The following is a 26,644-nucleotide window of genomic DNA, read 5'->3' as shown; positions in this document are numbered from 1 at the left end:
GCGAGGCGGGCGGGGACGGCGGGGCGGGGCGCGTAACTCCGGGGGCGTTCACGCGTTGTGCTGCGTGACGGCCGTGGCGGGGAAGACCCCCGAGCCCCCACCACGGCCGCAGACTTCCTCCCGGGCCGCGCTACGCGAGCCCGGCCCGCTCCAGGGCCTCCACCCCGGCCCGCAGCGCCGCGAGCCGCTCGTCCAGGGTGAAGCCGGCCGGGGCGAGGGTCAGGGTGGTGACGCCGGCCGCCGCGTAGGCCTTCATGCGGTCGGCGATGCGGTCGACGGAGCCGAGCAGGGTCGTCTGGTCGATCAGCTGGCGCGGTACGGCCGCGGCGGCGCCGTCCTTGTCGCCCGCCAGGTACTTCTCCTGGATCTCGGCGGCGGCCTTCTCGTAGCCCATGCGCTGGGCGAGCTGGTTGTAGAAGTTCTGCTTGCGGCTGCCCATGCCGCCGACGTAGAGGGCGGTGTAGGGGCGGAAGACGTCGGCGAGCGCGTCGATGTCGTCGCCGAGGGCGAGCGGCAGGGTCGGGTGGACGTCGAAGCCCTCCATGGTGAGCCCGGCCTTCTCGCGGCCCGCGCGCAGATGGCGCAGCGCCGTCTCCTCCAGGTGCTCGGCGGCCGGGAAGATCAGCAGGGCGCCGTCGGCGATCTCGCCGGTCTGCTCCAGGTTCTTGGGGCCGATGGCGGCGATGTAGAGCGGGATGTGCGGGCGGGTCGGGTGGACCGTGAGCTTGATCGGCTTGCCCGGGCCGTCCGGCAGCGGCAGCGTCCAGTGCTCGCCCTGGAAGGTGAGGCGCTCGCGGGACATGGCCTTGCGGACGATCTCGACGTACTCGCGGGTGCGGGCCAGCGGCTTGTCGAACTTGACGCCGTACCAGCCCTCGGAGACCTGCGGTCCCGAGACGCCGAGGCCGAGCCGGAAGCGGCCGCCGGAGAGCGAGTCGAGGGTGGCGGCGGTCATCGCCGTCATCGCGGGCTGGCGGGCCGGGATCTGCATGATGGCCGAGCCGACGTCGATCCGCTCGGTCTTGGCGGCGACCCAGGAGAGCACGGTCGGGGCGTCGGAGCCGTACGCCTCCGCCGCCCAGCAGACGTCGTAGCCGAGGCGGTCCGCCTCCTGCGCCACGGCGAGGTTGTCGCCGTCCATGCCCGCGCCCCAGTAGCCGAGGTTGATGCCGAGCCGCATGCCACGTACCCCTTACCCATCGGTAACGTCCCTGTGGTCGGGACTCTAGCGCGCGGTCCCGCGATTCGTCAGGAGCCGACGGGCAGCGCGGTCGCGGGAGCGGCCGGCGGAGCGCCGCGCCCGGCCGGCGGAGCGGCGGGAGCGCGGTCGTCGGAGCGGCCGGGAGGCCCGGCCGGGTGCGGGGCGGGCGCCGGCCTGTGGACAGGTTGTCCACAGGCTCTCTCCGCGTGGTGCCGTGGCCAGTAATCTCGCGCCCATGGAGCAGAGGCATCTCGGACGTACCGGCCTGCGCGTGTCCCGGCTCGGGCTCGGCACCCTCACCTGGGGCCGGGACACCGACGAGCACGACGCCGCCGAGCAGTTGAAGGCGTTCTGGGACGCCGGCGGCACACTCGTGGACACCGCGGACGTGTACGGAGGCGGCGAGGCGGAGTATCTGCTCGGGCGGCTCATGGACCGCCTGGTGCCGCGGCAGGACCTGGTGCTCTCGACCAAGGCGGGCAGCGTGCCCGACCCGGACCGGCGCACGGACGGCTCGCGCGGGCACCTGCTCGCCGCGCTCGACGACTCGCTCGCCCGCCTCGGCACGGACCACGTCGACCTCTGGCAGCTGCACGCCTTCGACCCGTACACGCCGTTGGAGGAGTCACTGCAGGCCCTCGACATCGCGGTCAGCAGCGGCCGGGCCCGCTACGTCGGCGTGTCGAACTTCTGCGGCTGGCAGCTGGCCAAGGCCGGCACCTGGCAGCTCGGCGGCGAGCGGACCCGGCTCGCCGGGACGCAGATGGAGTACTCGCTGCTCCAGCGGGGCGTCGAGCGGGAGGTGCTGCCGGCCGCGCTGGACCTCGGCATAGGACTGCTGCCCTCCTCGCCGCTCGGCCGCGGTGTCCTCACAGGCAAGTACCGGCACGGCACGCCGACGGACTCACGCGGCGGCTCGGAGGCGCTGGCGCCCTTCGTGGAGCCGTATCTGGACGAGACGGCGAGCCGGATCGTGGACGCGGTCAGCACGGCGGCGGACGGTCTCGCCACCACTCCGCTCCAGGTCGCCCTCGCGTGGGTGCGCGACCGCCCCGGCGTGACCGCCCCGATCATCGGCGCGCGCAACGCGCAGCAGCTCACGGCCGCGTTGTCAGTGGAGACCCTTAGTCTTCCTGACGAGATCTGCCGGGCCCTCGACGACGTGTCGGCGCCCGTCCACCGCTATCCGGATCACGACTGGAGCACCTTGTGACCGAGCCTTCCGGCCACCCCGCGACCCCGGCCACCCCGGCCGACGCCTCCGCCTCGGCGGGCGAGGACGCCGGGGCACCCACGGACGGCACCCCGGTCGGCGACGAGACCTCCGGAGACCACCGCCCGTCCGCAGAGGCCGAGGAGCCGGCCGAGGCCCCCGAGGCCCCGGCGGACGAGGCCGTGGCCCCGGCGGACGACGACGCGGCCGCCGCTTCCGACGGCGACGGTGACGGCGACGCGGCCGCCGGCACCGGCGGGTCCGAGACCGAGGGCGCGTCCGAGGACGAGGGCGGGTCCGAGGGCGAGGGTGCGGCGGGCGAGATGTCCGAGGCGCAGGCCGAGCTGGCCGCGCAGCGGGAGCTGCGGGATCGGATCGAGCGGCGGAAGGCCGAGCGCGGCGGACCCGTCTCCGCGGGCGGGAAGCTGAGCGGGACGGCCGCCGAACTGCTCGCGGCGGTACGCGCCGTGGAGAGCGGCGCCAAGCCGGTCACGGTCGCGGTCCCGCGCGAGGAGCCGCCCGCGCCGCGGCGACCGGCCCCGGAGACGACCGTGCGCCCACCGGCGCCCGCCGCACCCGTGGTGACGGCGGAGACGACGGCGTCCGTGCGGCAGGTCCTCGCCCGTGGCGGAGCCCCCGAGGCGCTCGCCGGGCAGGTGGCGGCCGTGCTCGGCGAGGGCGCCGCACGCGCCCTGGAGGACGACCCGTGGCAGCTGCTCGCGGTGCCCGGCGTGCGCGCCGAGCAGGGGGACGGCTTCGCGCGGGCACTGCTCGGCGCGCAGTGCGGACCCGCCGACCCGCGCCGGGCGGTCGCCCTGACCGCCTGGCTCCTGGAGCAGGCGGCGCTGAAGGGACACACGGCCCTGGAGGTCGGAGCCGTACGGGACGGGCTCGCCAAGCTGTCGGTGCCCGAGCCGGACAAGGCCGTCGACCTGGCGATCTCGGAAGCCGCCGTCCTCGTCTTCCAGGAGGACGAGGACGAGGCGGAAGAGCCCGAGGACGGGGACGAGGGCTCAGGCGACGGCGACACGGCGGCCGGGCCCCAGGCGCGGCAGCGTCCCGAGGTGCCGGTGATGCTGGGCCTCGAGCGGTACGCGCTCGCGGAGGAGAGCCTCGCCGACGGGCTCGCGCGCCTGATCCGTACCGTCGAGGCGGCCGAGTGGGACGGTCCCGAGCTCGCCCGCGCGGCCGGGACGCACGGCGTCGTCCTGCACACCGGCGGCGAGGCCGCCCGGGCCGAGCCGGCCGCGCTGGCCGAGGCCGCCCGCGCGCGGGGCCTGCGGGTCGCGCTCGCGGCGCACACCGCCCGCGACGGCGCGCTGCCGGTGGCCCGGCTGCTGTCCGGCGCGGCGGGACCGGGCCGGGACGCCGAGGGCGCCCTCGCCCTGGACCTGCTCGTGGTCCTGGACGCGCCGCAGCTCGACGTGGAGAGCGCCGCCGCCCTGGTCGAGGCGCTGCCCGACGGCTGCCGTCTGGTGCTCAGCGGCGACCCGTACGTGCTCGGCTCGGCCGGCCCCGGCCAGGTCTTCGCCGACCTGCTCGCGGCCCGGGTCGCTCCGCAGATCGCCTCCCGCACGCCCGACCCGGGCCCTATCGGCGAGCTGGTCTCGGGCATCGGCGCCGGCGAGCTGAACCAGGTGGAGGCTCCCGGCAAGGAGATCGTGATCGTCCCCGTCCGGGACGCCGGCGAGGCGGTGCACCGTACGGTGCAGCTCGTGGCCGACTCGATCCCGCGCGCGTTCGGTGTGCCGGCCGGGCACACCCAGGTGATCACGGTCGGCCACGGCGGCTCGGCCGGCACCCGCGCGCTCAACGCGGCCCTCAAGGAGCGCCTCAACCCGGGCCCGGGCCGCTTCGGCGGCTACGACCCGGGCGACCGCGTGGCCCACTCCCCCGCCCCTGGCCGTACGGTCACCGGCACGGTCGTCTCGGCCGACGGCGAAGGCCTGCACCTGGACTGCGGCGGCGAGCGGGTCGTCGTGGCGAAGGAGCGGGTCGAGTCCGCGCTGCGGCACGGCTGGGCGCTGACCGCGCACCAGGCGGCCGGGGCGCGCTGGCCGGCCGCGGTCGTGGTGCTGCCCGGGGACGCGGCCGGCGGTCTGAGCCGGGCGTGGGTGTACACGGCGTTCGGGCGGGCGGAGCGCCATCTCTCGGTCGTCCACGGCGTGGACCAGGCCCTGCCGCGCACCGTGGCCGAGGGCCGGGACAAGCCGCGCACGACTCGGCTGCGACCGCTCCTGGAGGCCCTGTTCTCCCAGGAGGAGGACGAGGCCTAGGCTCAAGGGCTCGGTCTGAGCCTCGTCCCCGGCCGGGTCCGGAAACCGGCGCCGGCTGCCCGATGGCCAGGCGGCACTTCCCGGACCCGGCAAGGACCCGGCCCAGCTTCGTACGCCTCCGTACGCGCACGAAGGGGCGCCTTTCCCGGTGTCACGTGGGAAGGGCGCCCCTGAGGCCCGGCGCGGCGCCGGACCTGGATCCTCGCGGGGCCGTCCGGCCCTTCAGGCCCGGCGGACCTGCTCCTCCAGCTCCTCCTCGGCCTCGTCGTCGAAGACGGCGCTGATGTCGAAGCGGCAGACGATCCGCTCCGGGTCGGCGTGGTCGAAGGGCGCGGGCAGCCACTCACCTGGTTCCGGCAGCTCGTCGGCGGCCTCGACCCAGAGCGTGGAGTCGCCCTCCTCCAGGCCGAATTCCTTGTGACGGGAAGCGATTTCGTCAGGTTCGTACTCGCCGAAGAGGACACCGAGTGCCGCGTGGGTCGTCCCGGCCTCGTCGTCGCGCTCCAGATCCGTGACGCGCCGGGCCTGGGCGATGAGTCGCTGCGGCTCCACCACGGCGTAGTCCCGGCGGATCAGCACGCTCACGGCGTGCGGCTCCTCCGGCCCCGCGTACGGTGGCAGGGAGTCGTCGGCGCCCGGGATCTCGAAGGGCGTGACCTCGTCGTACCGGTCGTAGAGGGCCTCGTCGTACGCCTCCGCCGCCGCGGCCAGCGCGTTGAAGGCCTCGTAGACGGCCGGGTCGTCGTCCCCGGTGCGGCGTTCGACCGCCGCGAGGTGACGGTCCAGTGCGGCTTTGACCGCCTCGGCGGCGGCACGTACCTCGGCAGCGGTGGGCTGCGCAGCATCAGACATAGGACAGACGCTATCCGTACCGGGGCCTTGGCCGCACAATAGATGCGATGCCGGAATACGAATTTGTCGACGTGTACGTGCCGCGAGGCGTCTCCCGCAAGGAGGCGACGCGGCTTCTGACCGACCATGCCGAGTACGGACACTGGGAGTTGGACCGACTGAGCCTGCGCCGGGACGGCAGCCGCAGGGTGCGGCTGCGCCGGCGCATCATCCGTCAGATCCGCGCCACCTGGTGAGACGAGGAAGGGGCCCCGCGCGTGCGGGGCCCCTTCGGTTTCCGGGCACGCAGTGCCGCGCGGTCAGGCGCTGCGGCGGGCCCGGCGGTAGATCACGGAGCCGGCGAGCAGCATGCCGGCGCCGACGGGAACGGCGATCCCGAGCGCGCCCGCGCCGGTGCTCGCGAGTTCCTCGCCGGGCCGGTTCTGCGTGACGGTGTGCGTACCGGGCGTGTTCGGGCCGTGCGGGGCACCGGGCGGCGTGCCCGGGTTCCCGCCGTCGTTGCCCGGGCCGCCGGGGTGGCCGGGCGTGCCGGGGTTACCGGGGTTGCCCGGAGTCCCAGGGTTTCCGGGATTCCCCGGATTGCCAGGGTTCCCTGGATTACCGGGATTGCCCGGGTTGCCCGGGTTTCCGGGGTTCCCCGGCTCTCCCGGGTGGCCCGGGTGCGTCGGCTCGACGCCGTTCGCGCAGTCGTTGTTGCCGACGGCGTTGCCGAGGCCGATGCCCGTGACGTTGTTGCCGCAGACGTTGACCGGCGCGTCGATCGGCACCTGCACGTTGTTGCCGGAGCCGACGCCCGGCGAGTCGGAGGTGTGGCCGCCGGCCGAGGAGCCGGAGCCGCCGTGGCCGCCCTCGTCGCCGTAACCGCCGGAACCGCCCTTGTTGACGCACGAGGTGCCCGACACCGGGTTCATCAGGCCGATGACGTTCACGGTGTTGCCGCAGACGTTGACCGGTGCGTGGACCGGGACCTGGACGTTGTTGCCGGACGCGACGCCCGGCGAGTGGGACGCCGTACCGCCGGCGCCCGCGTCGGCGTACGCGTAGCCGCCGCCGAGGGCGATGACGCCGCCCGCCGCGGCCACGGTGACGAGGCCCTTACGGGTGATACGGGTGATGCGTGTGACCTGTCGCATTGCTGTTGACCTGCTTCCCTGCCTGCTCGGCTCGCGAGAAATGACCACCGGCCCCGGAGTGCATGGCACGCACTCCGGGGCCGGCCTTGGCTCAGACCCTCAGGGGTCGAGGCACAACGTCAGGCGTTGACGCAGGTGTTGCCGAAGGCGGGGTTCAGCAGGCCGATCACGGAGACCGTGTTGCCGCAGGCGTTCACGGGGATGTGGATCGGCACCTGGACGACGTTGCCCGAGAGCACGCCGGGCGAGCCGATGGCGGCACCCTGGGCACCCGAGTCGGCAACGGCCATGCCCGCACCCGCGAGAACGAGACCGCCGGTGGCAGCCGCAGCAGCGACGACCTTCTTGATCATTATTCCTCCTTGTTGGCAATGCGGCCCCAGCCGCGGACCGCACCACCTGTAACGAGGAGGAACCTGGGGGGCTACGAGACCTTTAGCGCATTCACTCTTTCCGGTCATTCAGGGACGGGCGGTCGAATCCGGCGGCGCCCAGGAGACTCAGCAGGCGTCGATGAACCGGTCGAGGACCCGCACACCGAACTTCAGGCCGTCCACCGGCACCCGCTCGTCGACGCCGTGGAACATGCCGGCGAAGTCCAGCTCCGGCGGCAGCTGGAGCGGCGCGAAGCCGAAGCAGCGGATGCCGAGGTCGTCGAAGGACTTGGCGTCGGTGCCGCCGGAGAGCATGTACGGCACGGCCCGGGCGATCGGGTCCTCGGCGCGCAGGGCCAGCTGCATCGCGTCGACCAGGGCGCCGTCGAAGCTGGTCTCCAGGGCCTTGTCGCCGTGCACGTCCTCGCGCTTCACGCGCGGGCCGAGGATGCGGTCGAGGTCGGCCAGGAACTCCTCCTCGTAACCGGGCAGGAAGCGGCCGTCGACGTGCGCGGTGGCCTGACCGGGAATGACGTTCACCTTGTAGCCGGCGCCGAGCATGGTCGGGGCGGCGGAGTTGCGCAGGGTGGCGCCGACCATCTTGGCGATGCCGCCGAGCTTGGCGAGCGTGGCCTCCATGTCCTCCGGGTCGAGCGGCGTGCCCAGCGCGTCCGAGAGTTCGTCGAGGAAGGACCGTACGGTCTTGGTGACGCGCACCGGCCACTGGTGGCGGCCGAGCCGGCCGACCGCCTCGCACAGCTCGGTGATGGCGTTGTCGTCGTTGGTCATCGAGCCGTGCCCGGCCGTACCCTCGACGGTCAGCCGCATCCAGTGCATGCCCTTCTGGGCCGTCTCGACCAGATAGAGCCGCAGGTTCTCGTTGACGGTGAAGGAGAAGCCGCCGACCTCGCCGATCGCCTCCGTGACGCCCTCGAAGAGGTCGCGGTGGTGGTCGACGAGGTGCCGGGCGCCGTAGGTGCCGCCGGCCTCCTCGTCGGCGAGGAAGGCGAGGACGATGTCGCGCGGCGGCTTGCGGCCGCTGCGCAGCCGGTCGCGGACGACCGCGAGGGTCATCGCGTCCATGTCCTTCATGTCGACGGCGCCGCGGCCCCAGACGCACCCGTCGGCGACCTCGCCGGAGAAGGGGTGGTGGGTCCAGTCCTCGGCGTTGGCCGGCACCACGTCGGTGTGGCCGTGGATGAGCAGGGCGGGCCGCGACGGGTCCTCGCCCTCGATCCGGGCGACGGTGGAGGCCCGCCCCTTGTGCGACTCGATGATCTTCGGCTCGAGCCCGACCTCCGCGAGCTTCTCCGCCACGTACTCCGCCGCGGCCCGCTCGCCCGGGCCGGAGTGGTCGCCGTAGTTGCTGGTGTCGATGCGGATGAGGTCACGACACAGGTCGACGACCTCGTCCTCGCCCGTGACGCCCCGGCCGGTGTTCGACTCGCTCACGCTGCTTCCTCCCACTACGTGCCCCACATGTCTGCTGCTGATCTCCCCCATCCTCCCGCGCGCCCCGCCCGCCGCCCAAGGGCGTCCGTCGACCGACACGCTGCTGTCACATGCCGAGACCGGGAAGGGGGTGGTGATCGACCACCTCGAATGTTTGCTATGGTTTTCCTCGTCGGAACGGCCCAGCGGCCAGGAAGACAGACACCTTGTCCGGGTGGCGGAATGGCAGACGCGCTAGCTTGAGGTGCTAGTGCCCTTTATCGGGCGTGGGGGTTCAAGTCCCCCCTCGGACACCAGCGAAAGACCCCACTTCACGTGGGGTCTTTCCGTATGTCCGGGTGCCGGCGGGGAAGCCTTTCAGCGGTTCGAGGATCCGGCTAGCCTGCCCCTCGCACGTGGACGGCGACGTGGGGGAGGTCACCATGCCCATCAGGCCGCAGTACCGACGGGTTTCGGCTCTGCAGCGGCAGTTCTTCAACCGGGAGGGAATCCTCGAGGCCTACGACGAGGAGCTGGAGGCCGTCGGGGACCGCCCGCGGATCCTGAACGTCGTAGGAGTCGGCGGTATCGGCAAGTCCCGGCTGCTCCAGGAGTTACGCAACCGCACGCCCGACACGTACCGGACGGCGCGCCTGGACCTTCAGCTGCCGACCATGCGGCAGCAGGAGGACGCGCTCGCGGTGCTCCGCGTGGAGTTCGGCGCCCAGGGCGTGCAGTTCGACCGCTTCGACATCGCCTACGCGGTGTTGTGGCAACGGGTCCATCCCCAGCTGCAGCTGAACCCGAAGACGACGCCGTTCGCCGAGGAGAGCGAGATCCTCTCCAAGATCCTCGACGACGCGATGGGGCTGCCGGTCTTCGGCACCGCGGCCGGCCTAGTCCGGCTGACGGGGCGCGCGATCAAGAACCGCAAGCGGCGGCAGCGGATCGAGGCCGATCCCACGCTGCACGAGCTCGACAGCCTGAGCAACGCCGATCTCGGGCACGCGGTGTCGTACCTGTTCGCGGAGGAGCTGCGGGCGTCGGCGGCGGAGCGGCCGTACGTCGTGTACGTGGACGCGTACGAGGCCCTGGTGCCGACGCCGCTGCCCGGTGGGCGGGCCTACGGCTCGGACGCGTGGCTGCGCGACCTGCTCGGCCAGCTGCACGGCGGGCTCACGGTGCTCGCCAGCCGCGAGGCGCTGCGCTGGGCGGCGTACGACCCGGAATGGGCGTCGGTGATCCGGCGCTCGGACATCGACGGGCTGCCCATGGCGGCGCGGCTCGACCTGCTCGCCCAGGCCGGGATCACGGAGATCCCGCGGCAGCGTTCGATCGCCGAGGCCAGCGCGGGAGTGCCGTTCTATCTGCACCTGGCGGTCGACACCCATCTGCAGAACGCGTCCCGGCCCGGCCACACCGGGACCTCGGAGGAGATCGTCCAGCGGTTCCTGCAGCACGTCGCGCCCGACGAGGTGCGGATCCTGGAGCTGCTGAGCGTGGCGCGGACCTTCGACTTCGGCGTCTTCCAGGCGGTCGGCCGGACCTTCGACCTGCCGGCCAACCTGCTGACCTGGGAGTCGCTCACGGCCTACTCGTTCGCCTATCCGCTGCCCGAGGGCTGGTTCCGGCTGCACCAGCTGATGATCGGGGCGCTGCAGCGGCACCTCTCCCCCGCCGTCAAGCGGCACGTCCACGCCGCCCTGCGGACGCACTGGGAGGAGCTGGCCGACCGGATGGAGCGCGGACCGGCGAGGAGTACCGGCCTGGCGCGGCTCTCGCCGCTGCGCGAGGCGGTGTACCACGGGCTGCACGCCGCGGACATCACGCCGGAGCAGATCCACCGGCACGCGGACCGGGCGGTCGTGCTGCACGGCCGGCAGTCGGTCGACGGCATCGTGAAGGACCTGCGGGACCATCTCGCGGCGGCCGGCGCGGACGGGGACGAGCCCACCGGAGAAGGCCGGGACGGGGCGGCCGACCTGCGCGACGCCGCGGACTGCCTGGAGGCGGAGGCGCGGCTCGACCAGGGCGACGCGGCGGGCGCGATCGAGCTCACGCCGTGCCTCGACCGGCCGGTGCGCTCGCCGGTCTCCGCCCGGCTGGCGCTCGCGGGCGCCAATGCCCGGCGCATCGCGGGAGAGAGCACCCTGGCGGCCTCGATCTTCGAGCGGGTCTGGGAGGAGCACGACGGGGCGGCACGGGCGGCGGCCGGTTTCTGCGTGGCGGACATCCGCATGTGGCAGGGCGACTTCCGCAGCGCCTTCGCGCTCGCGGAGGAGGTGTACGGGATCTGCGCGCCGGACGACGCGGTGATCCGCGGCGATCTCAAGCGGCTGATGCACCTCGGGCACCGGTTCCTGATGGACTTCGACAGCGCGGCGCGGCTCCTCGCCGAGGCGGAGGCCGAGTACCGGACGGCGCAGGCGGTCATCGGCCTGGCGAACGTCCGGACCAACCAGGCCGAGCTGTACGCGTTCACGGACCCGGCGGCCGCCGTGGAGGCGGCGGCCTCGGCTCTGGAGGTGCAGCGCGACATCGGCGCGCAGCACGAGATCGGCAAGGCCTTCACGGCCATGGCCATGGCGCAGACCCGGCTCGGGCAGTACGAACGGGCCACCTCCTCGTATCTCAGCGCCAACGCGGCCCTGGACCGGGCGGGCTACCGGTCGGGGCGGGCGCGGGCCGACATGTTCCGGGCCTTCCTTCTGTACCGGCAGGGCGAGCGGGCAGAGGCGAGTGGGCTGCTGCTGCACGCGGCCCGCGAGTTCGAGGCGTGCGAGGTCTATCCGTCGCTGATCCTGGCGATCCGGAACGCGGCCGAGCGCCTCGGCCTCGGCGGCGAGGAGCTGACGGCCCTCGCGGACCGGGCGCGCCCCACCGTCCGGCCGCTCGGTTCGCCGGCCGAGCTGCAGGACCGGATGGACGCGGTCCTGTCGATGTTCCTCGAGGAGAACGCATGAACTGGCTGGCTCTGTACGAGCGGGCGCTGGGATCCGGCGAGTCGGCGGCCGGCTACTACAACCGCAACGTGGGAGTGCTCACCGGTGAGGGGAGGGTCAACGTCCGCATCCCGCTGGAGGCGGCGGACACCATGGATGTGCGGGTGTGGCGCGAGGAGGAGGTGCTGTCCTGCGTCGCCGCGTACGTCGGCCGGGCACCCGGACTGCGCCACGTGTCGGCCGATCCCCGCTTCCAGGTGCACCACTTCGTCGAAGGGCGGGTGCTGGACGGCTTCTCGCCCCGGGGCAGCGCCGTTCCGGCGCATGTGATCGGCGACGTGGTGACGCTGATGGAGCAGCTGGCACGCATTCCGCGGGAGAAGACCCCGCCGCTGCCCGCCGACTGGCCGGAGTCCGGTGACGGCGCGGGGTTCGGCCGGCGTCTCGCGGCGCTGACGCAGCTGGTGTACGACACCCACCGGTGCGAGTACGCGGCGGTGTTCGAGGCCTTCGGGATTCCGGCCGAGCCGCTCGCGGTCGTGGAGCCGCGCTGGGACACGCTCGTGTCGCGTCCCTTCGTGGTGCTGCATTCGGACCTGCACCGCAAGAACATGATCGTCGCGGACGGGGTGACCTGGTTCCTCGACTGGGAACTGGCCCTGTGGGGCGATCCGGTCTACGAACTCGCCATCCACTTCAACAAGATGGACTATCCGGAGGAGCAGCGGGCCGAGGTGCTGCGGCGGTGGCGGGAGCGCCTTCCGGCCGCTTGCACGGCGGGCCCCGCGGCGGACCTCGAGCTGTATCTCGCCCATGAGCGGATCAAGTCGGCGATCGTCGACACGGTCCGCTACTCCAAGCAGCTCGCCGGCGCCGGTCCCGCGGAGCGTGACCATCTGATGGACCGGCTCGCTCGCAAGCTCAACGTGGCCCGGGCCGTTTGGGGTGAATCGCCGGAGATGACCCGGGATCGGGTCGCACGGATTCTGGCGCCGTGGGTAGAGAGAGAGTCATGGACGCCCTAGCTCTGTACGAGAAGGCCCGCGCGCACGAGGGATCCCTGGCCGGCTTCTACCACCACAACGTCCGGGTCGACACGGACGCGGGCCCTGTGCTCGTGCGCACGCCCGGGCCCGGTGCCGAGCCCATGGACCTCACGCTCTGGGCGGAGACGGCCGTCCTCGAGGCGATCCGGCCGTACGTCTCCAGCGCGCCGCGGCTGCTGCACGCGCACGCCGATCCACCGTTCCAGATACATGAGTTCGTCGAGGGCCGCCTGGTCGACGACCTCGCGCCGGGCATCGGGACTCGGGTGCCGGCGGCGGTCGTCGGCGCCGTGGAGCGGCTGTTCGGCGAGATGCTGAGCGTCCCGGACACCGCCCTTCCCGCCGTGCCCTCCCACTGGCCGGCGAACGGGGACACGGCGGCGTTCGCGCTGCGGCTGCTCGACGGAGTACGCGAGATCCGCGGGCGGGCGGACGCGGCGCTGGAGGGGCTGTACCAGGAGCTGGGAGTGCCGGCCGACCCGTGCCGGCAGCTGGCCGAGCGGGCGGCGGAGCTCTCCGCGCGGCCCTTCCGGCTGCTGCACGCGGACATCCACCGCAAGAACATGATCCTGACCGAGGCGGCGGAGGTCGTCTTCCTCGACTGGGAGCTCGCCCTGTGGGGCGATCCGGTGTACGACCTGGCCGATCACCTCCACAAGACCGCGTACTCCATGGCGGACCGCGACCGGGTCCTGGCGGGCTGGCAGCGGGTGGCGCCGCAGGACTGCCGGGTGGGCTGGTGGGAGGGCGTCGAGTACTACTCCGCCTATGAGCGGATGAAGTCCGCGGTGGTGGACACCGTCCGCTGGGGACGCCGTATCGCCCGGGCTTCGACGGGCACCGAGCGCACGCGGCTGGCGGACGAGCTCCGGGACAAGCTCCTGCGCGGCGCCCCGCACTGGGGTGGCGGGGCACCGCCCGCCGTCGAGGAGATCGAGCGCGCCGCGGTCCGGTGGCTGGGTTCCGAGGGGTAGGGGCTGGGCGGGGGCGGAGGCCGGAGCGGGCGGGTCGGCTCGTTACGGTGGTGAGGTGAGACGCAGAACCAAGGCCCCCGTATCTCCGCTGCCGCAGCGGGACGGGATCGATGCCGTGCGGGTGCGGTTGCCCGAGGGGGTGGGCGGGACCGTGCGGGAGTATCTGGTGGGGCGGTACGGCGGGGCCGTCGGGGTGGGGCGGGTCGAGGAGATGGTGCGGGAGGGGCGGTTCGTCGGGGCGGATGGGCGGGCCCTGGAGTGGGACGAGCCGTACGAGGCGGGGCGGGATCTGTGGTTCCACCGGGACTTTCCGGTGGAGGAGCGGGTGCCGTTCGAGGTGCGGGTGGTGTACCGGGACGAGCGGGTGGTGGTGGCGGACAAGCCGCACTTCCTGGCGACGATGCCGCGGGGCCGGCATGTGACGGAGACGGCGCTCGCGCGGTTGCGGCGGGAGCTGGAGCTGCCCACGTTGCAGCCGGCGCACCGGCTGGACCGGCTGACGGCGGGGCTGGTGCTGTTCGTGGTGCGGCCGGAGGACCGGGGCGCGTATCAGACGCTGTTCCGGGACCGGCGGGTGAGCAAGGCGTACGAGGCGGTGGCGCCGTACGACCCGGGCGTGGCGCTGCCGGTGACGGTGCGGAGCCGGATCGAGAAGGAGCGGGGCGTGCTGGCGGCCCGGGAGGTGCCGGGCGAGCCGAACGCCGAGAGCCGGGTCGAGCTGCTCGCCCACGCGGGCGGGCTCGCCCGGTACCGGCTGGTGCCGGTGACCGGGCGGACCCATCAGCTGCGGGTGCACATGAACGCGCTCGGGCTGCCGATCCTGAACGATCCGCTCTACCCGGCGGTCCGGGAGGACGGGCCGGAGGACTACGGGCGGCCGCTGCAACTGCTCGCGCGGTCGCTGGAGTTCACCGACCCGCTCACGGGCGAGCCGCGCAGCTTCCTGAGCCGGCGGCCGCTCACCGGCCTCGGCTGATCCACTCCTGAAGGTGCGGGGCCTCCGCGCCGATCGTGGTGGTCGGGCCGTGGCCGGTGCGGACGACGGTGTCCGGCGGGAGGGTGAGGAGCCTGTCCCGGATGGAGTCGATGATGGTCGGGAAGTCGGAGTAGGACCGGCCCGTCGCGCCGGGGCCGCCCTGGAAGAGGGTGTCGCCGGTGAAGACGGTGCCGAGGTCGGGCGCGTACAGGCTGACCGCGCCGGGTGCGTGGCCGGGCGTGTGCAGGACGCGCAGGTCGGTGCCCGCGATGGTGAGGACCTGGCCGTCGGCGAGGTCCCCGTCGGGCGTGTGGTCGGGGTGGGTGAGCTTCCACAGCGGCTGGTCGGCGGGGTGGAGCAGGATCCGGGCGCCGGTGGCGGCGGCGAGGGCCGGGGCCGCGTCGATGTGGTCGTCGTGGGCGTGGGTGCAGACGATGGCGCGCAGGGTGCGGCCGTCGAGCGCGGCGAGGATCGCGTCGGCGTCGTGGGCGGCGTCGATGACCAGGGCCTCGCTGTCGTCGCCGACGATCCAGACGTTGTTGTCGACGTCCCAGGTGCCGCCGTCGAGGCTGAAGGTGCCGGAGGTGACGAGGTGGTCGATGCGGGCGGCCATCAGAGGATCACCACCGAGCGCAGGACGTCGCCCTCGTGCATGCGGGCGAAGGCCTTCTCGACGTCGCCGAGGCCGATGGTCTCGGTGACGAAGGCGCCGAGGTCGATCCGGCCCTGCTGGTGCAGGTCGATGAGCATGGGGAAGTCCCGGGAGGGCAGGCAGTCGCCGTACCAGGAGGACTTGAGCGCTCCGCCGCGGCCGAAGACGTCGAGGAGCGGGAGTTCGAGCTTCATCTCGGGTGTGGGCACGCCGACGAGGACGACGGTGCCGGCCAGGTCGCGGGCGTAGAAGGCCTGCCGGTAGGTCTCGGGGTGGCCGACGGCCTCGATGACGACGTCGGCGCCGTGGCCGCCGGTGAGTTCCCGGATCGCCTCGACGGGGTCGGTGGTGCGGGAGTTGACGGTGTGGGTGGCGCCCATGGCGCGTGCCTTGTCGAGCTTGCGGTCGTCGATGTCGACGGCGATGATCCGGGCGGCTCCGGCGAGGCGGGAGCCGACGATTGCCGCGTCGCCGACGCCGCCGCAGCCGATGACGGCGACGGAGTCGCCGCGGCCGACGTTGCCGGTGTTGATGGCGGCGCCGATGCCGGCCATCACGCCGCAGCCGAGCAGGCCCGCGATCTCGGGGGCGACGGCCGGGTCGACCTTGGTGCACTGGCCGGCGGCGACGAGGGTCTTCTCGGCGAAGGCGCCGATGCCGAGGGCCGGCGAGAGCTCCGTACCGTCGGTCAGCGTCATCTTCTGCCGGGCGTTGTGGGTGGCGAAGCAGTACCAGGGGCGGCCGCGCAGGCAGGCCCGGCACTGGCCGCAGACGGCGCGCCAGTTGAGGACGACGAAGTCGCCGGGCGTCACGTCGGTGACGCCCGGGCCGACGGACTCGACGATGCCGGCGGCCTCGTGACCGAGGAGGAAGGGGAAGTCGTCGTTGATCCCGCCCTGTTTGTAGTGGAGGTCGGTGTGGCACACCCCGCAGGCCTGGATCTTCACCACGGCCTCGCCGGGGCCGGGATCGGGGATCACGATCGTCTCGACCCGTACGGGCTCGTTCCTGCCGGGGGCGACGACCCCCTGGACCTGCTGCGGCATCGCGAACTTCCCTTCTCCGACAGCATCTGCGCTGTATCTGCGCCGTGTTCCTGCTGTAAGGATCTTGCGTACCACTCTCTCCTGACAAAACGCGAGACCCCCGCGGATCGTGCCCGCGGGGGTCTCGCTCTTCCCGTGGGGGGAAGTCAGGGGAGCCGGTCCTGGAGGTCAGTCCCGGGCGGCGTCGGCGGTGGCGCGGACCCGGCCGCGGACCAGGAACCAGCCGCCGACCAGGGCGGCCGCGATCAGCGGCAGGCAGGCGACCGTGGTGCGGCCGACGCCGCCGTCCAGCCACATGAGGACCAGGACGGAGCCGAGGAACAGCAGGGTCACGATCTGGGTGTACGGAGCCCAGGGCAGGCGGTAGGCGGGCCGGACGAGCTTGCCCTCCTTGGCGCGGCGGACGAAGAGCAGCGAGCAGACCATGATCATCGCCCAGGTGCCGATGATGCCGATGGAGGCGAAGTTCAGGACCAGCTCGAAGGCCTCGCCCGGCATCAGGTAGTTGAGGACGACACCGGCGACGCCGAAGCCCGCGGTGAGCAGGATGCCGCCGTAGGGCACGCCGCCCTTGTTCATGACGCCGGTGAACTTGGGCGCGGAGCCGGCCAGGGACATCGAGCGCAGGATGCGGCCGGTGGAGTAGAGGCCCGAGTTGAGGCTGGAGAGGGCGGCGGTGAGCACGACGAGGTTCATCACGCCGGCGGCGCCGGGGATGCCCAGCTTGTCGAAGACGGTGACGAAGGGGCTCTGGTCGCCGGAGTACGCCGTGTACGGGAGGATCAGCGCGAGCAGGATCACGGAGCCGACGTAGAAGAGGCCGACGCGCCACATGATCGAGTTGATCGCCTTGGGCATGATCTTCTCGGGGTTCTCGGTCTCGCCGGCGGCGACACCGCACAGCTCGACGGAGGCGTAGGCGAAGACGACGCCCTGGACGAGCAGGAGCATCGGCATGACGCCGTTCGGGAAGATGCCGCCGTTTTCGGTGATGTTGGCGAGGCCGGGCGTGTGGCCGCCGACGTCGTGCGAGGTCACGACCAGGAAGATGCCGACGAGCATGAAGGCGACCAGGGCGGCGACCTTGATGATCGCGAACCAGAACTCCATCTCGCCGAAGTACTTCACCGAGATGAGGTTGGCGGCGAGCACGACCGCGAGGGCGATCAGGGCGAGGATCCACTGCGGGATGTCGCTGAACATCGACCAGAAGTGGGCGTAGGTGGCCGCGGCGGTGATGTCGGCGACGGCGGTGGTCGACCAGTTGAGGAAGTAGAGCCAGCCGGCCGTGTAGGCGCCCTTCTCGCCCATGAACTCACGGGCGTAGGAGACGAAGGCGCCCGAGGAGGGGCGGTAGAGCACAAGCTCGCCGAGGGCCCTCACCACGAAGAAGGCGAAGACGCCGCAGACCGCGTACGCGATGAAGAGCGAAGGACCGGCGTTGGCCATGCGGCCGCCGGCGCCGAGGAACAGGCCGGTGCCGATGGCGCCGCCGATGGCGATCATGTTGATGTGGCGGGACTTGAGGTCCTTGCGGTATCCGGCGTCGCCGGCGTCGATGTGGGGGGACGCCGTGGCGCCGGAGGCCGCCGGGTTGGCGGACAGCGGGTCGGCCGCAGTGATGCGGTCACTCATGGAGTTGTTCGCCTTCGTGAGGGGGAGGGTCTGTGCGGTACCCGGCCGCGCCCTTGTGAGGCTTCCCGGCACGGCCAGCGCACATCCTCACGGCAACACCCGGCCGCTGACTGTGACGGGTGTCACTGAACGCCCGTATTTGAGCTAGTTCAGAGGTTACGCACGGGTGTACTCCGCATTACGGAGCGAGGACGTCCAGTTCCTTGAGCGCGCCGACCGCGATCTGCCGGGTCAGCTCCTCGGCGCGGGCCGCGTCGCGCTCCCGTACGGCCTCGGCGACCTGGACGTGCAGGGTGACGGCGGCCGGATCCGGGTCCTCGAACATCACCTGGTGCTCGGTGCGGCCGGTGAGCACCTCGGCGACGACGTCACCGAGCCGGGCGAACATCTCGTTCCCGGAGGCGTTGAGCACGACCCGGTGGAAGGCGATGTCGTGGACCAGGTACTCCTCGAGCCGGCGGCCGCGCGAGGTGGCGACCATGCCGAGGGCCTGCTCGGTCAGCTCGCGGCACTGCTCGGGCGTGGCGTGGAGGGCGGCGAGGCCGGCGGCGACCGGTTCGACGGCGGAGCGCAGCACGGTGAGCGAGCGGAGCTGGCGCGGGCGGTCGGCGCCCGCGAGGCGCCAGCGGATGACCTGGGGGTCGTACACGTTCCAGCGCTCGGTCGGCAGCACGATGACGCCGACCCGGCGGCGGGACTCGACCAGGTGCATGGACTCGAGGACGCGGACCACCTCGCGGACGACGGTCCGGGACACGTCGAAGCGTTCGGCGAGCTCGTCGGTGCGCAGCACGCCGCCGGGCGGGTACTCCCCCGCGGTGATCGCGAGACCCAGGGTGGTCAGGACGTGCGGATGGAGCCCCTGGGCCGGTGTCGTCATGGTGGCCAGCCTAGGCGTGATCACACGAATGATCACCTCGGGAAGAAAAAGTACGACTTATTTGTCACAGGGTCTTGAATACGTCGTACCCAATAGGTTTCATGAGCGCGACGGATCGATGTCGAAGAAGACAGCGAGGCACCACCCATGAGCACCACCTCCCACGTCGTCGTCGTGATGGGAGTCGCCGGGACCGGCAAGACGACCATCGGCCCGCTGGTGGCCCAGGCCCTCGGCGTCCCGTACGCGGAGGGCGACGACTTCCACCCGGCGACGAACGTGGCCAAGATGTCGGCCGGCGTGCCGCTCGACGACACGGACCGCGAGCCGTGGCTCGACGCCATCGGACGGTGGGCGCACGGCCGGGCCGGGCTCGGCGGCGTGGTGAGCAGCTCGGCGCTGAAGCGGAGCTACCGGGACCGGCTGCGGGCGGCCGCGCCCGGCGTGGTCTTCCTCCATCTGACCGGCGACCGGGAGCTCATCGAAGGGCGCATGGCCGCGCGGCAGGGCCACTTCATGCCGGCCGCGCTCCTCGACTCGCAGTTCGCCACCCTGCAGCCGCTGCAGGAGGACGAGGCCGGCGTCGCCGTCGACGTCTCCGGCACTCCCGAGGAGATCACCACCCGCGCCGTCGCCGCGCTCCGCCGGCTCGACGACTAGGACCCGATCCGGGCCGGGGTCGGCTCCCACCGGAGCCGTCCCCGACCAGAGCCGTCCCTGCCCAGGACCCGTTCCGGACCGGCACCGCCCCCGGCGCACCCGCGAACGGCCCCGCTCCACCGGAGAACCCGCACCGCGAACCCCCCGCACCCCCCGTCCCCATCCCTCTGACCCCCAAGGGACCCACCGTGACCAGTCTCAGCGTCGAGATCCTGGCAGCGGACGCCGCCGAGCCCATCACCTCGGCCGGCAACGCCCAGCTCGGCATCGCCGTCCTCGCCGGCATCGCCGTCATCGTCCTGCTCATCACCACGTTCAAGCTGCACGCGTTCCTGGCGCTGACCATCGGCTCGCTGGCGCTCGGCGCCTTCGCCGGCGCGCCGCTCGCGGACGCGATCAAGTCCTTCACCACCGGACTCGGCAGCACCGTCGCCGGAGTGGGCGTGCTCATCGCGCTCGGCGCGATCCTGGGCAAGCTGCTGGCCGACTCCGGCGGCGCCGACCAGATCGTCGACACGATCCTCGCCAGGGCGGGCGGCCGGGCCATGCCGTGGGCGATGGTCCTCATCGCGTCCGTGATCGGCCTGCCGCTGTTCTTCGAGGTCGGCATCGTCCTGCTGATCCCGGTGGTGCTGCTCGTCGCCAAGCGCGGCAACTACTCCCTGATGCGGATCGGCATCCCGGCCCTCGCCGGCCTGTCGGTGATGCACGGTCTCATCCCGCCGCACCCCGGCCCGCTCGTCGCGATCGACGCGGTCGGCGCCAACCTGGGCGTCACCCTCGCCCTCGGCCTGCTGGTCGCGATCCCGACCGTGATCATCGCCGGTCCGCTCTTCTCCCGTTACGCCGCGCGCTGGGTCGACATCCCGGCCCCGGAGCGGATGATCCCCACCCGCCCTTCGGAGGAGCTGGAGAAGCGCCCCGGCTTCGGCGTCACCGTGGCCACCGTGCTGCTGCCCGTCGCCTTGATGCTGGTGAAGGCGCTGGTCGACATCGTGGTCGACGACCCGGACAACGGCGTGCAGAAGGTCACCGACGTCATCGGCTCTCCGCTGATCGCCCTGCTCACGGCCGTCATAGTCGCGATGTTCACGCTGGGCCGGGCGGCCGGCTTCACCAAGGAGCGGCTGTCCTCCACCGTCGAGAAGTCGCTCGCGCCGATCGCGGGCGTGCTGCTGATCGTCGGCGCGGGCGGCGGCTTCAAGCAGACCCTGATCGACATCGGCGTCGGCCAGATGATCCTCGACTTCTCCAAGGACTGGTCGATCCCGGCGCTGCTCCTCGCCTGGCTGATCGCGGTCGCGATCCGGCTCGCGACCGGCTCGGCGACGGTGGCCACGATCTCGGCGGCCGGCCTGGTGGCCCCGCTGGCGGAGGGCATGTCGACCAGTGAGGTGTCGCTGCTCGTCCTCGCGATCGGCGCCGGTTCGCTCTTCTTCAGCCATGTCAACGACGCCGGTTTCTGGCTGGTGAAGGAGTACTTCGGCATGAGCGTCGGCCAGACCGTCAAGACCTGGTCGGTGATGGAGACGATCATCTCGGTGGTCGGCATCGGGTTCGTGCTGCTGCTGTCGCTGGTGTTGTAGCGCGCACGCGAGATTCCGCCCGAGATCCCGCGGGCCGGTCGTCCCCTTGGACGACCGGCCCGCGTCGTCGTGTCAGCCGACGGCCTGCGCCGCCGCCCGGCCCGCCGCCCGGCCGGAGAAGAGGCAGCCGCCGAGGAAGGTGCCTTCGAGCGAGCGGTAGCCGTGGACGCCGCCGCCGCCGAAACCGGCCGCCTCGCCCGCCGCGTAGACGCCGGGCAGCGGTGTGCCGGCGGCGGTCAGGACGCGGGAGGAGAGGTCGGTCCGGAGGCCGCCGAGCGACTTGCGGGTGAGGATGCTCAGGCGTACGGCGATCAGCGGGCCGGCCTTCGGGTCGAGGATGCGGTGCGGCGGCGCGGTGCGGATCAGCTTGTCGCCCAGATAGCGGCGGGCGCCGCGGATCGCCGTGACCTGGAGGTCCTTGGTGAAGGGGTTGGCGATCTCGCGGTCACGGGCGGTGATCTCGCGGCGCAGCGCGGCCTCGTCGATCAGGTCCTCGCCGGTGATCCGGTTCATGCCGCGGACGAGGGCGGCGAGGTCGTGCTCGACGACGAAGTCGGCTCCCTTGTCCATGAAGGCCTTCACCGGGCCGGGCACGTCGGCGCGGGCGCGGCCGATGACGTCGCGGACGGACTTGCCGGTGAGGTCCGGGTTCTGTTCGGAGCCGGAGAGCGCGAACTCCTTGCCGATGATCTTCCGGTCGAGCACGAACCAGGTGTGGTCGTGGCCGGTGCGCATGATGTGTTCGAGGGTGCCGAGGGTGTCGAAGCCGGGGAAGAGAGGTACGGGCAGCCGCCGGCCGGTCGCGTCGAGCCACAGCGAGGACGGGCCGGGCAGGATGCGGATGCCGTGGCGGGCCCAGATGGGGTTCCAGTTCTCGATGCCCTCGGTGTAGTGCCACATCCTGTCGCGGTTGACGTGGTGGGCGCCGGCGTCCTCGGCGATGCCGAGCATCAGGCCGTCGACGTGGGCGGGCACGCCGGAGAGCAGCCGGGCGGGCGGTGTGCCGAGCCGCTCGGGCCACTGCTCGCGGACCAGGTCATGGTTGCCGCCGATGCCGCCGGAGGCGATGATCACCGCCTGGGCGCGGAAGGAGAAGGTGCCGGTGACCTCGCGGCTGCTGGCGGTGCCGCGTGGGACGTCGGAGCGGGCCAGGACCTCGCCGGTGACGGTGTCGACGGCGCCGGCGGTGCTGCCGAGCCCGGTGACGCGGTGGCGGAAGCGGAAGCGGACCAGGCCGCGGGCGGCGCCGTCGCGGACCCGGCGCTCGAACGGTGCGACGAGGCCGGGTCCGGTGCCCCAGGTGATGTGGAAGCGGGGCACGGAGTTGCCGTGGCCGGTGGCGTCGTAGCCGCCGCGCTCGGCCCAGCCGACGACCGGGAAGAAGCGCACGCCGAGCCCGCGCAGCCAGGCGCGCTTCTCGCCGGCCGCGAAGTCCACGTACGCCTCCGCCCACCGGCGCGGCCAGTCGTCCTCGGGCCGGTCGAAGCCGGCGGTGCCGAGCCAGTCCTGGAGGGCCAGGGCGTGGCTGTCGCGGATGCGCATCCGGCGCTGCTCGGGCGAGTCGACGAGGAAGAGGCCGCCGAAGGACCAGTGGGCCTGGCCGCCGATGGACTGCTCGGGTTCCTGGTCGAGCAGGATCACCGAACGGCCGGCGTCGACCAGTTCGGCGGTGGCGGCGAGACCGGCCAGGCCGGCCCCGATGACGATGACGTCGGCGTCGTACGGCTCATGAGGCATGCACCGCATCTTGGATACACCGATGTATCGAGTCAACGGTCCGGCCCTCTTCGAGGCCCTCCCGTTTTCTAATGTCGAGCATTAATATGACTGGCATGGCAAGGACGTCAGGACCCGAGACCCGGGAGAAACTGATCCGCGCGGCCGAGGAGGTCTTCGCGGCCAAGGGCGTCGACGGCGCCCAGCTGCGGGACGTCGTGCGCCTGGCGGGACAGGGAAATCCCTCCGCCGTGCAGTACCACTTCGGCTCCCGCGCCGGACTGCTCGACGCCGTCATGGCCGGCCGGCAGCAGCGCACCGAGCAGGTGCTCGCCCCGCTCCTCGACGCCGCTCCCGACGGCACCTCGCCCGACGACGCCCACGCGCTGATCGGCGCGCTCGTGACGGCCGAGGCGACCGAGCTGCGCACCGAGCGCGGCCGGCGCTGCCTGCGGATCTCCGCCCAGCTCAGCCATGAGAGCGGCGTGCGCACCCGCACTCCGCACCCGACCCTGGCCGGCACCTGCTACTGGCGCCTCATCGAGCGGCTCGAGGCCTGCCTCGCCGCGAGCGGACTGCCCGGGCCGCTGCGCCTGGAGCGGCTCGACCTGGCGCTGACCGTCGTGGGCGCGGCGATGGCGGACCGGGCCCGGCAGTACCTCGACGGCGCCGAGCCGCTCACGGGCGAGGCGCTCTTCCTCGCCGACCTCGTCGAGACCACCACCGCGCTTCTCCGGGCCGCACAGCCCCGGAGCGTCTGAGACACCCCGAGACGATCCCCGAAGGGACCCCACATGAACGACGCGTACGACCTCACCGGCAAGACCGTGATCGTCACGGGCGGCGCCCGTGGCCTGGGCGCCGAGGCGGCCCGTCAGGCCGTCGCCGCCGGCGCGAACGTCGTCATCACCGACGTCCTCGAGGAGGAGGGCAAGGCGACCGCCGCCGCACTCGGCGACAAGGCCCGCTTCCTGCGGCACGACGTGACCTCCGAGGAGGAGTGGGCGGCGGCCGTCGCGTACGCCGTGGAGGAGTTCGGCGGGCTGCACGGCCTGGTGAACAACGCCGGCATCTCCACCGGCGCCTTCCTGGAGACCGAGTCCGTCGAGCACTTCCGGAAGGTCCTCGACATCAATCTGACCGGCGTCTTCATCGGCATGAAGGCCGCGATACCCGCCCTGAAGGAGGCCGGCGGCGGCTCGATCGTCAACATCTCCTCCGCCGCGGGCCTGATGGGCCTCGCCCTCACCGCCGGCTACGGCGCCTCCAAGTGGGGCGTGCGCGGCCTGACGAAGATCGGCGCGGTCGAGCTCGGCACCTCCCGGATCCGCGTCAACTCGGTCCACCCGGGCATGACGTACACGCCGATGACCGCGTCCGTCGGCATCGAGAAGGGCGAGGGCAAGTACCCGAACACGCCGATGGGCCGGGTCGGCGAGGCGCACGAGATCGCGGGCGCGGTCGTCTTCCTGCTGTCCGACGCCGCCTCGTACGTGACGGGCGCGGAGCTCGCGGTGGACGGCGGCTGGACCACCGGCCCGACGGTCAAGTACGTCATGGGGCAGTGAGACCGCCCGGGACTGCTTGGATGGCGGCATGAACGCTGCCGATGAGGTACTCGACGTCGTCGACGAGAACGACCGGGTGATCGGACAGGCTCCGCGCGGCGAGGTGTACGCGCGGGGCCTGATCCACCGCTGCACCTTCATCCAGGTGCGGGACGCCCGGAACCGGATCTTCGTCCACCGCAGGACCCCGACGAAGCTGGTCTTCCCCTCCCTCTACGACATGTTCGTCGGCGGTGTCGTCGGCGCCGGCGAGTCCTACGACGACGCGGCGCTGCGCGAGGCTCAGGAGGAGCTGGGCGTGTCCGGGCTGGCCCGGCCCAAGCAGGTGACGAAGTTCCTGTACGACTCCGAGGGCGTGGCCGGCAAGTGGTGGTCGGCGGTCTACGAGGTGCGGTGCGACCAGCCGGTGCGTCCGCAGGCCGAGGAGGTGGCCTGGCACGCCTTCCTGACGGAGGAGGAGCTGATGGCCCGGCTCTCCGAGTGGGAGTGGGTGCCGGACGGGCGGGCCGCGTACGAGCGGCTGCTCGCGCACCGGACGGGCTGAGCCGGCCCCGGGCCGGGCTGATCCGGCTCCGGGCGGCTTCGACGGCGGGGCGCGTCCGGAGGGCGGGCGTCTTGGGGAGGCGGGCGCGTCCGGACGGCGGGCGCCTTGCGGAGGCGGGCGCTTCCGGGCGGCGGCCACCTTCGACGGCGGGGCGCGTCCGGAGGGCGGGCCTCCGGTGGGTGGTCCTCGCCGGGCGGTGTGATCATCCGGCGGATAGGGTGCCCGCGTGAGCGACTTCGTACAGAGCCTGCGGCTGTGGTTCGCGCCGCAGCGCCTCCGGGAGGAGGGCGAGACCCCGGACTACCGCTTCTCCCTGGCCAACGAGCGGACGTTCCTCGCCTGGATCCGGACCGCGCTCGCGCTCATCGGCGGCGGTTTCGCCGTCGACCAGTTCCTGCCCGACCTGCGCTGGGGCGTCCGGGTCGGGCTCGCCCTCGCGCTGCTCGGAGCCGGCGTGCTGTGCGCGCTGCGCGCCGTGAACCACTGGATGCGCTGCGAGCGCGCCATGCGGCGCGGCGAGGACCTGCCGGTCTCCCGCTTCCCCACGGTGCTCAGCCTGTCCGTCGCGGTCGTCGCGGTCGCGATGGTGGTGGTCGTCGTCTTCGGCTGGGCCGGACGATGACCGGCGCGGACCGGGACCCGGGGCTCCAGCCCGAGCGGACCCGGCTGGCGTGGCGGCGTACGACGCTGTCGTGCACGGTGGTCGCGGTGCTGGCCGGCAAGCAGGCGATCCACGACGACATCACGGCCGCCGGAGTGGTCGCGGCGGGCCTCTCGGCGCTCGTGTGCATCGGCTTCCTCGCGGTCGCGCACCGCAGGATCCAGTCCCTCGGCACGGCCCGGCCGCGCCCGTTGTCGCACCGGGGCGCGCTGCTCGCGGCGGTGTGCACGGTGGCGTTCGCCGGCTTCGCCGTGGCGGTCGTGGTCTGAGCCGGTCCCGGCTTCCCCGGTGGCCGGGCCGACTGGCACTCTTCCCCTGTTCCGCTGTTTCTCGTCCGGGGGGATCTCCTTGCCTGCCACCGATCCGTACGTGGTCGCGCTCGCGCCGAACGTCCACGCCTTCGTCCAGCCCGACGGCGGCTGGTGCCTCAACAACGCCGGCTTCATCGGCTCGGGCGGCCCGGGCGGCGAGACGCTGCTCGTCGACACCGCCGCGACCGAGCGCCGGGCCCTGCTGCTGCGCCAGGCCGTGCTCGACGCCGGGCTCGCGCTGCCCCGCACCGTCGTCTCCACGCACCACCACGGCGACCACACCTACGGCAACGGCGTGTTCCAGCCGGAGGCGCGGATCGTCGGGCACGAGAACTGCCGCGCCGAGCAGCTCGCCGCCGGTCACCAGCTCCATCTGATCTGGCCGCAGACCGACTTCGGGCGGGTCGACATCCTGCCGCCGCAGCTGACCTACCGGGACCGGCTGACGCTGTACGTCGGGGACGTCGAGGTACGGGTGATCCACCCCGGTCCCGCGCACACCACCGGCGACTCGATCGTCCATCTGCCCGAGCAGGGCGTGGTGTTCACCGGCGACCTGGTCTTCCACGGCGGCACGCCGTTCCTGCCGATGGGCTCGCTGGCCGGTTCGCTGCGGGCGCTCGAGCTGCTGCGCTCGCTGGACGCACCCACGGTCGTGCCGGGCCACGGCCGGGTGACCGACCCTTCCGCGTACGACGCCACCGAGCGCTATCTGCGCTGGGTGGCCGAGCTGGCGGCGGAGGGCCGGGCCAAGGGCGCGACGCCGCTGGAGACGGCGCGGCAGGCGGACCTGGGCGAGTTCGGGGCGTGGCGGGAGAGCGAGCGGCTGGTCGCGAATCTGCACCGGGCGTACGCGGAGCTGGAGGGGCTGCCGGAGGGTCATCCGCTGGATCCGGTGGCGGTGTTCGGGGACATGGCGGCGATGAACGGCGGGGTGCCGGTGGCCTGCCACGCGTAGCGCGGAGGC

The 26,644-nt window shown here is 72.7% G+C and carries 25 protein-coding genes and 1 tRNA gene; 16 read left to right on the top strand and 10 right to left on the bottom strand.

Going from position 1 to position 26,644, the window contains the following annotated elements:
• Positions 1 to 130: 130 nt before the first annotated feature.
• Positions 131 to 1,180, bottom strand: coding sequence for an LLM class F420-dependent oxidoreductase (locus tag ACIGO8_RS19300; protein WP_399731704.1), 1,050 nt, complete (start codon positions 1,178 to 1,180; stop codon positions 131 to 133).
• A gap of 256 nt (positions 1,181 to 1,436) precedes the next feature.
• On the opposite strand from ACIGO8_RS19300, the gene ACIGO8_RS19295 reads away from it, so the two are divergent.
• Together ACIGO8_RS19295 and ACIGO8_RS19290 are read left to right on the top strand one after the other, a co-directional pair.
• On the top strand, positions 1,437 to 2,414 hold the full coding sequence (locus ACIGO8_RS19295; RefSeq protein ID WP_399731702.1) for an aldo/keto reductase: 978 nt from the start codon (positions 1,437 to 1,439) through the stop codon (positions 2,412 to 2,414).
• Entirely contained in the window at positions 2,411 to 4,690 is a 2,280-nt protein-coding gene (locus ACIGO8_RS19290; protein WP_399731699.1) for a helix-hairpin-helix domain-containing protein, read from the top strand. The genes ACIGO8_RS19295 and ACIGO8_RS19290 overlap by 4 nt, the downstream gene beginning before the upstream one ends.
• 222 nt (positions 4,691 to 4,912) lie before the next feature.
• On the opposite strand, the gene ACIGO8_RS19285 is transcribed toward ACIGO8_RS19290, so the two are convergent.
• Complete coding sequence (locus ACIGO8_RS19285) at positions 4,913 to 5,542, bottom strand: hypothetical protein (RefSeq protein ID WP_399731696.1); 630 nt, start codon at positions 5,540 to 5,542, stop codon at positions 4,913 to 4,915.
• A 47-nt stretch (positions 5,543 to 5,589) separates the two neighbouring features.
• Between ACIGO8_RS19285 and ACIGO8_RS19280 the strand changes: the two genes are divergently transcribed.
• Positions 5,590 to 5,778 (top strand): DUF5703 family protein, encoded by a 189-nt coding sequence (locus tag ACIGO8_RS19280; RefSeq protein ID WP_384153523.1) that lies wholly within the window; start codon positions 5,590 to 5,592, stop codon positions 5,776 to 5,778.
• A gap of 63 nt (positions 5,779 to 5,841) precedes the next feature.
• Here ACIGO8_RS19280 and ACIGO8_RS19275 read toward each other — a convergent pair whose 3' ends face one another.
• The 3 genes from ACIGO8_RS19275 to ACIGO8_RS19265 form a co-directional block, all read right to left on the bottom strand.
• Positions 5,842 to 6,675, bottom strand: a complete 834-nt coding sequence (locus tag ACIGO8_RS19275) for a chaplin (protein WP_399731694.1) — start codon at positions 6,673 to 6,675, stop codon at positions 5,842 to 5,844.
• 119 nt (positions 6,676 to 6,794) lie between these two features.
• The gene (chpH, locus tag ACIGO8_RS19270; RefSeq protein ID WP_399731691.1) at positions 6,795 to 7,028 is read right to left on the bottom strand and encodes a chaplin ChpH; all 234 of its coding nucleotides are present in this window, start codon (positions 7,026 to 7,028) and stop codon (positions 6,795 to 6,797) included.
• A gap of 147 nt (positions 7,029 to 7,175) precedes the next feature.
• Positions 7,176 to 8,501: a M20/M25/M40 family metallo-hydrolase gene (locus ACIGO8_RS19265; protein WP_399731688.1), complete on the bottom strand. Its 1,326-nt coding sequence runs from the start codon at positions 8,499 to 8,501 to the stop codon at positions 7,176 to 7,178.
• 208 nt (positions 8,502 to 8,709) lie between these two features.
• Between ACIGO8_RS19265 and ACIGO8_RS19260 the strand changes: the two genes are divergently transcribed.
• From ACIGO8_RS19260 to ACIGO8_RS19240, 5 genes are all read left to right on the top strand, one after another.
• Positions 8,710 to 8,797, top strand: a tRNA-Leu gene (locus tag ACIGO8_RS19260).
• Between the two features lie 126 nt (positions 8,798 to 8,923).
• Positions 8,924 to 11,443 carry a hypothetical protein gene (locus ACIGO8_RS19255; protein ID WP_399731686.1) on the top strand — a complete coding sequence of 840 codons (2,520 nt, stop codon included), beginning with the start codon at positions 8,924 to 8,926 and terminating at the stop codon, positions 11,441 to 11,443.
• The gene (locus ACIGO8_RS19250) at positions 11,440 to 12,447 is read left to right on the top strand and encodes a phosphotransferase family protein (RefSeq protein WP_399731683.1); all 1,008 of its coding nucleotides are present in this window, start codon (positions 11,440 to 11,442) and stop codon (positions 12,445 to 12,447) included. Before ACIGO8_RS19255 ends, ACIGO8_RS19250 begins: the two co-directional genes overlap by 4 nt.
• Positions 12,435 to 13,442, top strand: coding sequence for an aminoglycoside phosphotransferase family protein (locus tag ACIGO8_RS19245; protein WP_399731680.1), 1,008 nt, complete (start codon positions 12,435 to 12,437; stop codon positions 13,440 to 13,442). The genes ACIGO8_RS19250 and ACIGO8_RS19245 overlap by 13 nt, the downstream gene beginning before the upstream one ends.
• 55 nt (positions 13,443 to 13,497) lie before the next feature.
• Positions 13,498 to 14,418, top strand: coding sequence for an RluA family pseudouridine synthase (locus ACIGO8_RS19240; protein ID WP_399731678.1), 921 nt, complete (start codon positions 13,498 to 13,500; stop codon positions 14,416 to 14,418).
• Here the strand turns inward: ACIGO8_RS19240 and ACIGO8_RS19235 are convergent.
• From ACIGO8_RS19235 to ACIGO8_RS19220, 4 genes are all read right to left on the bottom strand, one after another.
• Entirely contained in the window at positions 14,402 to 15,031 is a 630-nt protein-coding gene (locus tag ACIGO8_RS19235; protein ID WP_399731675.1) for an MBL fold metallo-hydrolase, read from the bottom strand. The genes ACIGO8_RS19240 and ACIGO8_RS19235 overlap by 17 nt on opposite strands.
• On the bottom strand, positions 15,031 to 16,116 hold the full coding sequence (locus tag ACIGO8_RS19230; RefSeq protein ID WP_399731672.1) for an S-(hydroxymethyl)mycothiol dehydrogenase: 1,086 nt from the start codon (positions 16,114 to 16,116) through the stop codon (positions 15,031 to 15,033). Before ACIGO8_RS19230 ends, ACIGO8_RS19235 begins: the two co-directional genes overlap by 1 nt.
• 168 nt (positions 16,117 to 16,284) lie before the next feature.
• A complete protein-coding gene (locus ACIGO8_RS19225) occupies positions 16,285 to 17,751 on the bottom strand; it encodes an amino acid permease (protein ID WP_399731669.1) in 1,467 nt (488 codons plus the stop codon).
• A gap of 178 nt (positions 17,752 to 17,929) precedes the next feature.
• Positions 17,930 to 18,631 (bottom strand): FadR/GntR family transcriptional regulator, encoded by a 702-nt coding sequence (locus ACIGO8_RS19220; RefSeq protein ID WP_399731667.1) that lies wholly within the window; start codon positions 18,629 to 18,631, stop codon positions 17,930 to 17,932.
• Positions 18,632 to 18,778: 147 nt separating this feature from the next.
• Between ACIGO8_RS19220 and ACIGO8_RS19215 the strand changes: the two genes are divergently transcribed.
• Together ACIGO8_RS19215 and ACIGO8_RS19210 are read left to right on the top strand one after the other, a co-directional pair.
• Positions 18,779 to 19,291 (top strand): gluconokinase, encoded by a 513-nt coding sequence (locus tag ACIGO8_RS19215; RefSeq protein ID WP_399731664.1) that lies wholly within the window; start codon positions 18,779 to 18,781, stop codon positions 19,289 to 19,291.
• A gap of 188 nt (positions 19,292 to 19,479) precedes the next feature.
• Positions 19,480 to 20,877 carry a gluconate:H+ symporter gene (locus ACIGO8_RS19210; protein WP_399731662.1) on the top strand — a complete coding sequence of 466 codons (1,398 nt, stop codon included), beginning with the start codon at positions 19,480 to 19,482 and terminating at the stop codon, positions 20,875 to 20,877.
• 72 nt (positions 20,878 to 20,949) lie between these two features.
• On the opposite strand, the gene ACIGO8_RS19205 is transcribed toward ACIGO8_RS19210, so the two are convergent.
• Positions 20,950 to 22,614 (bottom strand): FAD-binding dehydrogenase, encoded by a 1,665-nt coding sequence (locus ACIGO8_RS19205; RefSeq protein ID WP_399731659.1) that lies wholly within the window; start codon positions 22,612 to 22,614, stop codon positions 20,950 to 20,952.
• Positions 22,615 to 22,709: 95 nt separating this feature from the next.
• Here ACIGO8_RS19205 and ACIGO8_RS19200 point away from each other — a divergent pair, with 95 nt between their 5' ends.
• From ACIGO8_RS19200 to ACIGO8_RS19175, 6 genes are all read left to right on the top strand, one after another.
• Positions 22,710 to 23,354: a TetR/AcrR family transcriptional regulator gene (locus ACIGO8_RS19200; RefSeq protein WP_399731657.1), complete on the top strand. Its 645-nt coding sequence runs from the start codon at positions 22,710 to 22,712 to the stop codon at positions 23,352 to 23,354.
• Positions 23,355 to 23,387: 33 nt separating this feature from the next.
• Positions 23,388 to 24,161: a glucose 1-dehydrogenase gene (locus tag ACIGO8_RS19195; RefSeq protein WP_399731654.1), complete on the top strand. Its 774-nt coding sequence runs from the start codon at positions 23,388 to 23,390 to the stop codon at positions 24,159 to 24,161.
• Between the two features lie 28 nt (positions 24,162 to 24,189).
• Positions 24,190 to 24,705: an NUDIX hydrolase gene (locus tag ACIGO8_RS19190; protein WP_399731651.1), complete on the top strand. Its 516-nt coding sequence runs from the start codon at positions 24,190 to 24,192 to the stop codon at positions 24,703 to 24,705.
• Positions 24,706 to 24,931: 226 nt separating this feature from the next.
• Positions 24,932 to 25,327, top strand: coding sequence for a YidH family protein (locus ACIGO8_RS19185; protein ID WP_399731648.1), 396 nt, complete (start codon positions 24,932 to 24,934; stop codon positions 25,325 to 25,327).
• Entirely contained in the window at positions 25,324 to 25,635 is a 312-nt protein-coding gene (locus ACIGO8_RS19180) for a DUF202 domain-containing protein (RefSeq protein WP_399731645.1), read from the top strand. The genes ACIGO8_RS19185 and ACIGO8_RS19180 overlap by 4 nt, the downstream gene beginning before the upstream one ends.
• A 79-nt stretch (positions 25,636 to 25,714) precedes the next feature.
• Entirely contained in the window at positions 25,715 to 26,635 is a 921-nt protein-coding gene (locus ACIGO8_RS19175; protein WP_399731642.1) for an MBL fold metallo-hydrolase, read from the top strand.
• The last annotated feature ends 9 nt before the right edge of the window (positions 26,636 to 26,644 follow it).

This window comes from Streptomyces sp. NPDC053493, from assembly GCF_044544825.1.
Classification (GTDB): domain Bacteria; phylum Actinomycetota; class Actinomycetes; order Streptomycetales; family Streptomycetaceae; genus Streptomyces.
The sequence above is the reverse complement of the archived record's forward strand: the minus strand, read 5'-3'. Positions and strand labels throughout refer to the sequence as shown.

What these genes read in the sequence shown, in the direction of transcription:
- ACIGO8_RS19300 (WP_399731704.1), bottom strand. Translation starts at nt 1,180, where the DNA reads ATGCGGCTCGGCATCAACCTCGGCTACTGGGGCGCGGGCATGGACGGC.
- ACIGO8_RS19295 (WP_399731702.1), top strand. Translation starts at nt 1,437, where the DNA reads ATGGAGCAGAGGCATCTCGGACGTACCGGCCTGCGCGTGTCCCGGCTC.
- ACIGO8_RS19285 (WP_399731696.1), bottom strand. Translation starts at nt 5,542, where the DNA reads ATGTCTGATGCTGCGCAGCCCACCGCTGCCGAGGTACGTGCCGCCGCC.
- ACIGO8_RS19280 (WP_384153523.1), top strand. Translation starts at nt 5,590, where the DNA reads ATGCCGGAATACGAATTTGTCGACGTGTACGTGCCGCGAGGCGTCTCC.
- ACIGO8_RS19275 (WP_399731694.1), bottom strand. Translation starts at nt 6,675, where the DNA reads ATGCGACAGGTCACACGCATCACCCGTATCACCCGTAAGGGCCTCGTC.
- chpH (WP_399731691.1), bottom strand. Translation starts at nt 7,028, where the DNA reads ATGATCAAGAAGGTCGTCGCTGCTGCGGCTGCCACCGGCGGTCTCGTT.
- ACIGO8_RS19255 (WP_399731686.1), top strand. Translation starts at nt 8,924, where the DNA reads ATGCCCATCAGGCCGCAGTACCGACGGGTTTCGGCTCTGCAGCGGCAG.
- ACIGO8_RS19250 (WP_399731683.1), top strand. Translation starts at nt 11,440, where the DNA reads ATGAACTGGCTGGCTCTGTACGAGCGGGCGCTGGGATCCGGCGAGTCG.
- ACIGO8_RS19245 (WP_399731680.1), top strand. Translation starts at nt 12,435, where the DNA reads ATGGACGCCCTAGCTCTGTACGAGAAGGCCCGCGCGCACGAGGGATCC.
- ACIGO8_RS19235 (WP_399731675.1), bottom strand. Translation starts at nt 15,031, where the DNA reads ATGGCCGCCCGCATCGACCACCTCGTCACCTCCGGCACCTTCAGCCTC.
- ACIGO8_RS19230 (WP_399731672.1), bottom strand. Translation starts at nt 16,116, where the DNA reads ATGCCGCAGCAGGTCCAGGGGGTCGTCGCCCCCGGCAGGAACGAGCCC.
- ACIGO8_RS19225 (WP_399731669.1), bottom strand. Translation starts at nt 17,751, where the DNA reads ATGAGTGACCGCATCACTGCGGCCGACCCGCTGTCCGCCAACCCGGCG.
- ACIGO8_RS19220 (WP_399731667.1), bottom strand. Translation starts at nt 18,631, where the DNA reads ATGACGACACCGGCCCAGGGGCTCCATCCGCACGTCCTGACCACCCTG.
- ACIGO8_RS19215 (WP_399731664.1), top strand. Translation starts at nt 18,779, where the DNA reads ATGAGCACCACCTCCCACGTCGTCGTCGTGATGGGAGTCGCCGGGACC.
- ACIGO8_RS19205 (WP_399731659.1), bottom strand. Translation starts at nt 22,614, where the DNA reads ATGCCTCATGAGCCGTACGACGCCGACGTCATCGTCATCGGGGCCGGC.
- ACIGO8_RS19200 (WP_399731657.1), top strand. Translation starts at nt 22,710, where the DNA reads ATGGCAAGGACGTCAGGACCCGAGACCCGGGAGAAACTGATCCGCGCG.
- ACIGO8_RS19195 (WP_399731654.1), top strand. Translation starts at nt 23,388, where the DNA reads ATGAACGACGCGTACGACCTCACCGGCAAGACCGTGATCGTCACGGGC.
- ACIGO8_RS19190 (WP_399731651.1), top strand. Translation starts at nt 24,190, where the DNA reads ATGAACGCTGCCGATGAGGTACTCGACGTCGTCGACGAGAACGACCGG.
- ACIGO8_RS19180 (WP_399731645.1), top strand. Translation starts at nt 25,324, where the DNA reads ATGACCGGCGCGGACCGGGACCCGGGGCTCCAGCCCGAGCGGACCCGG.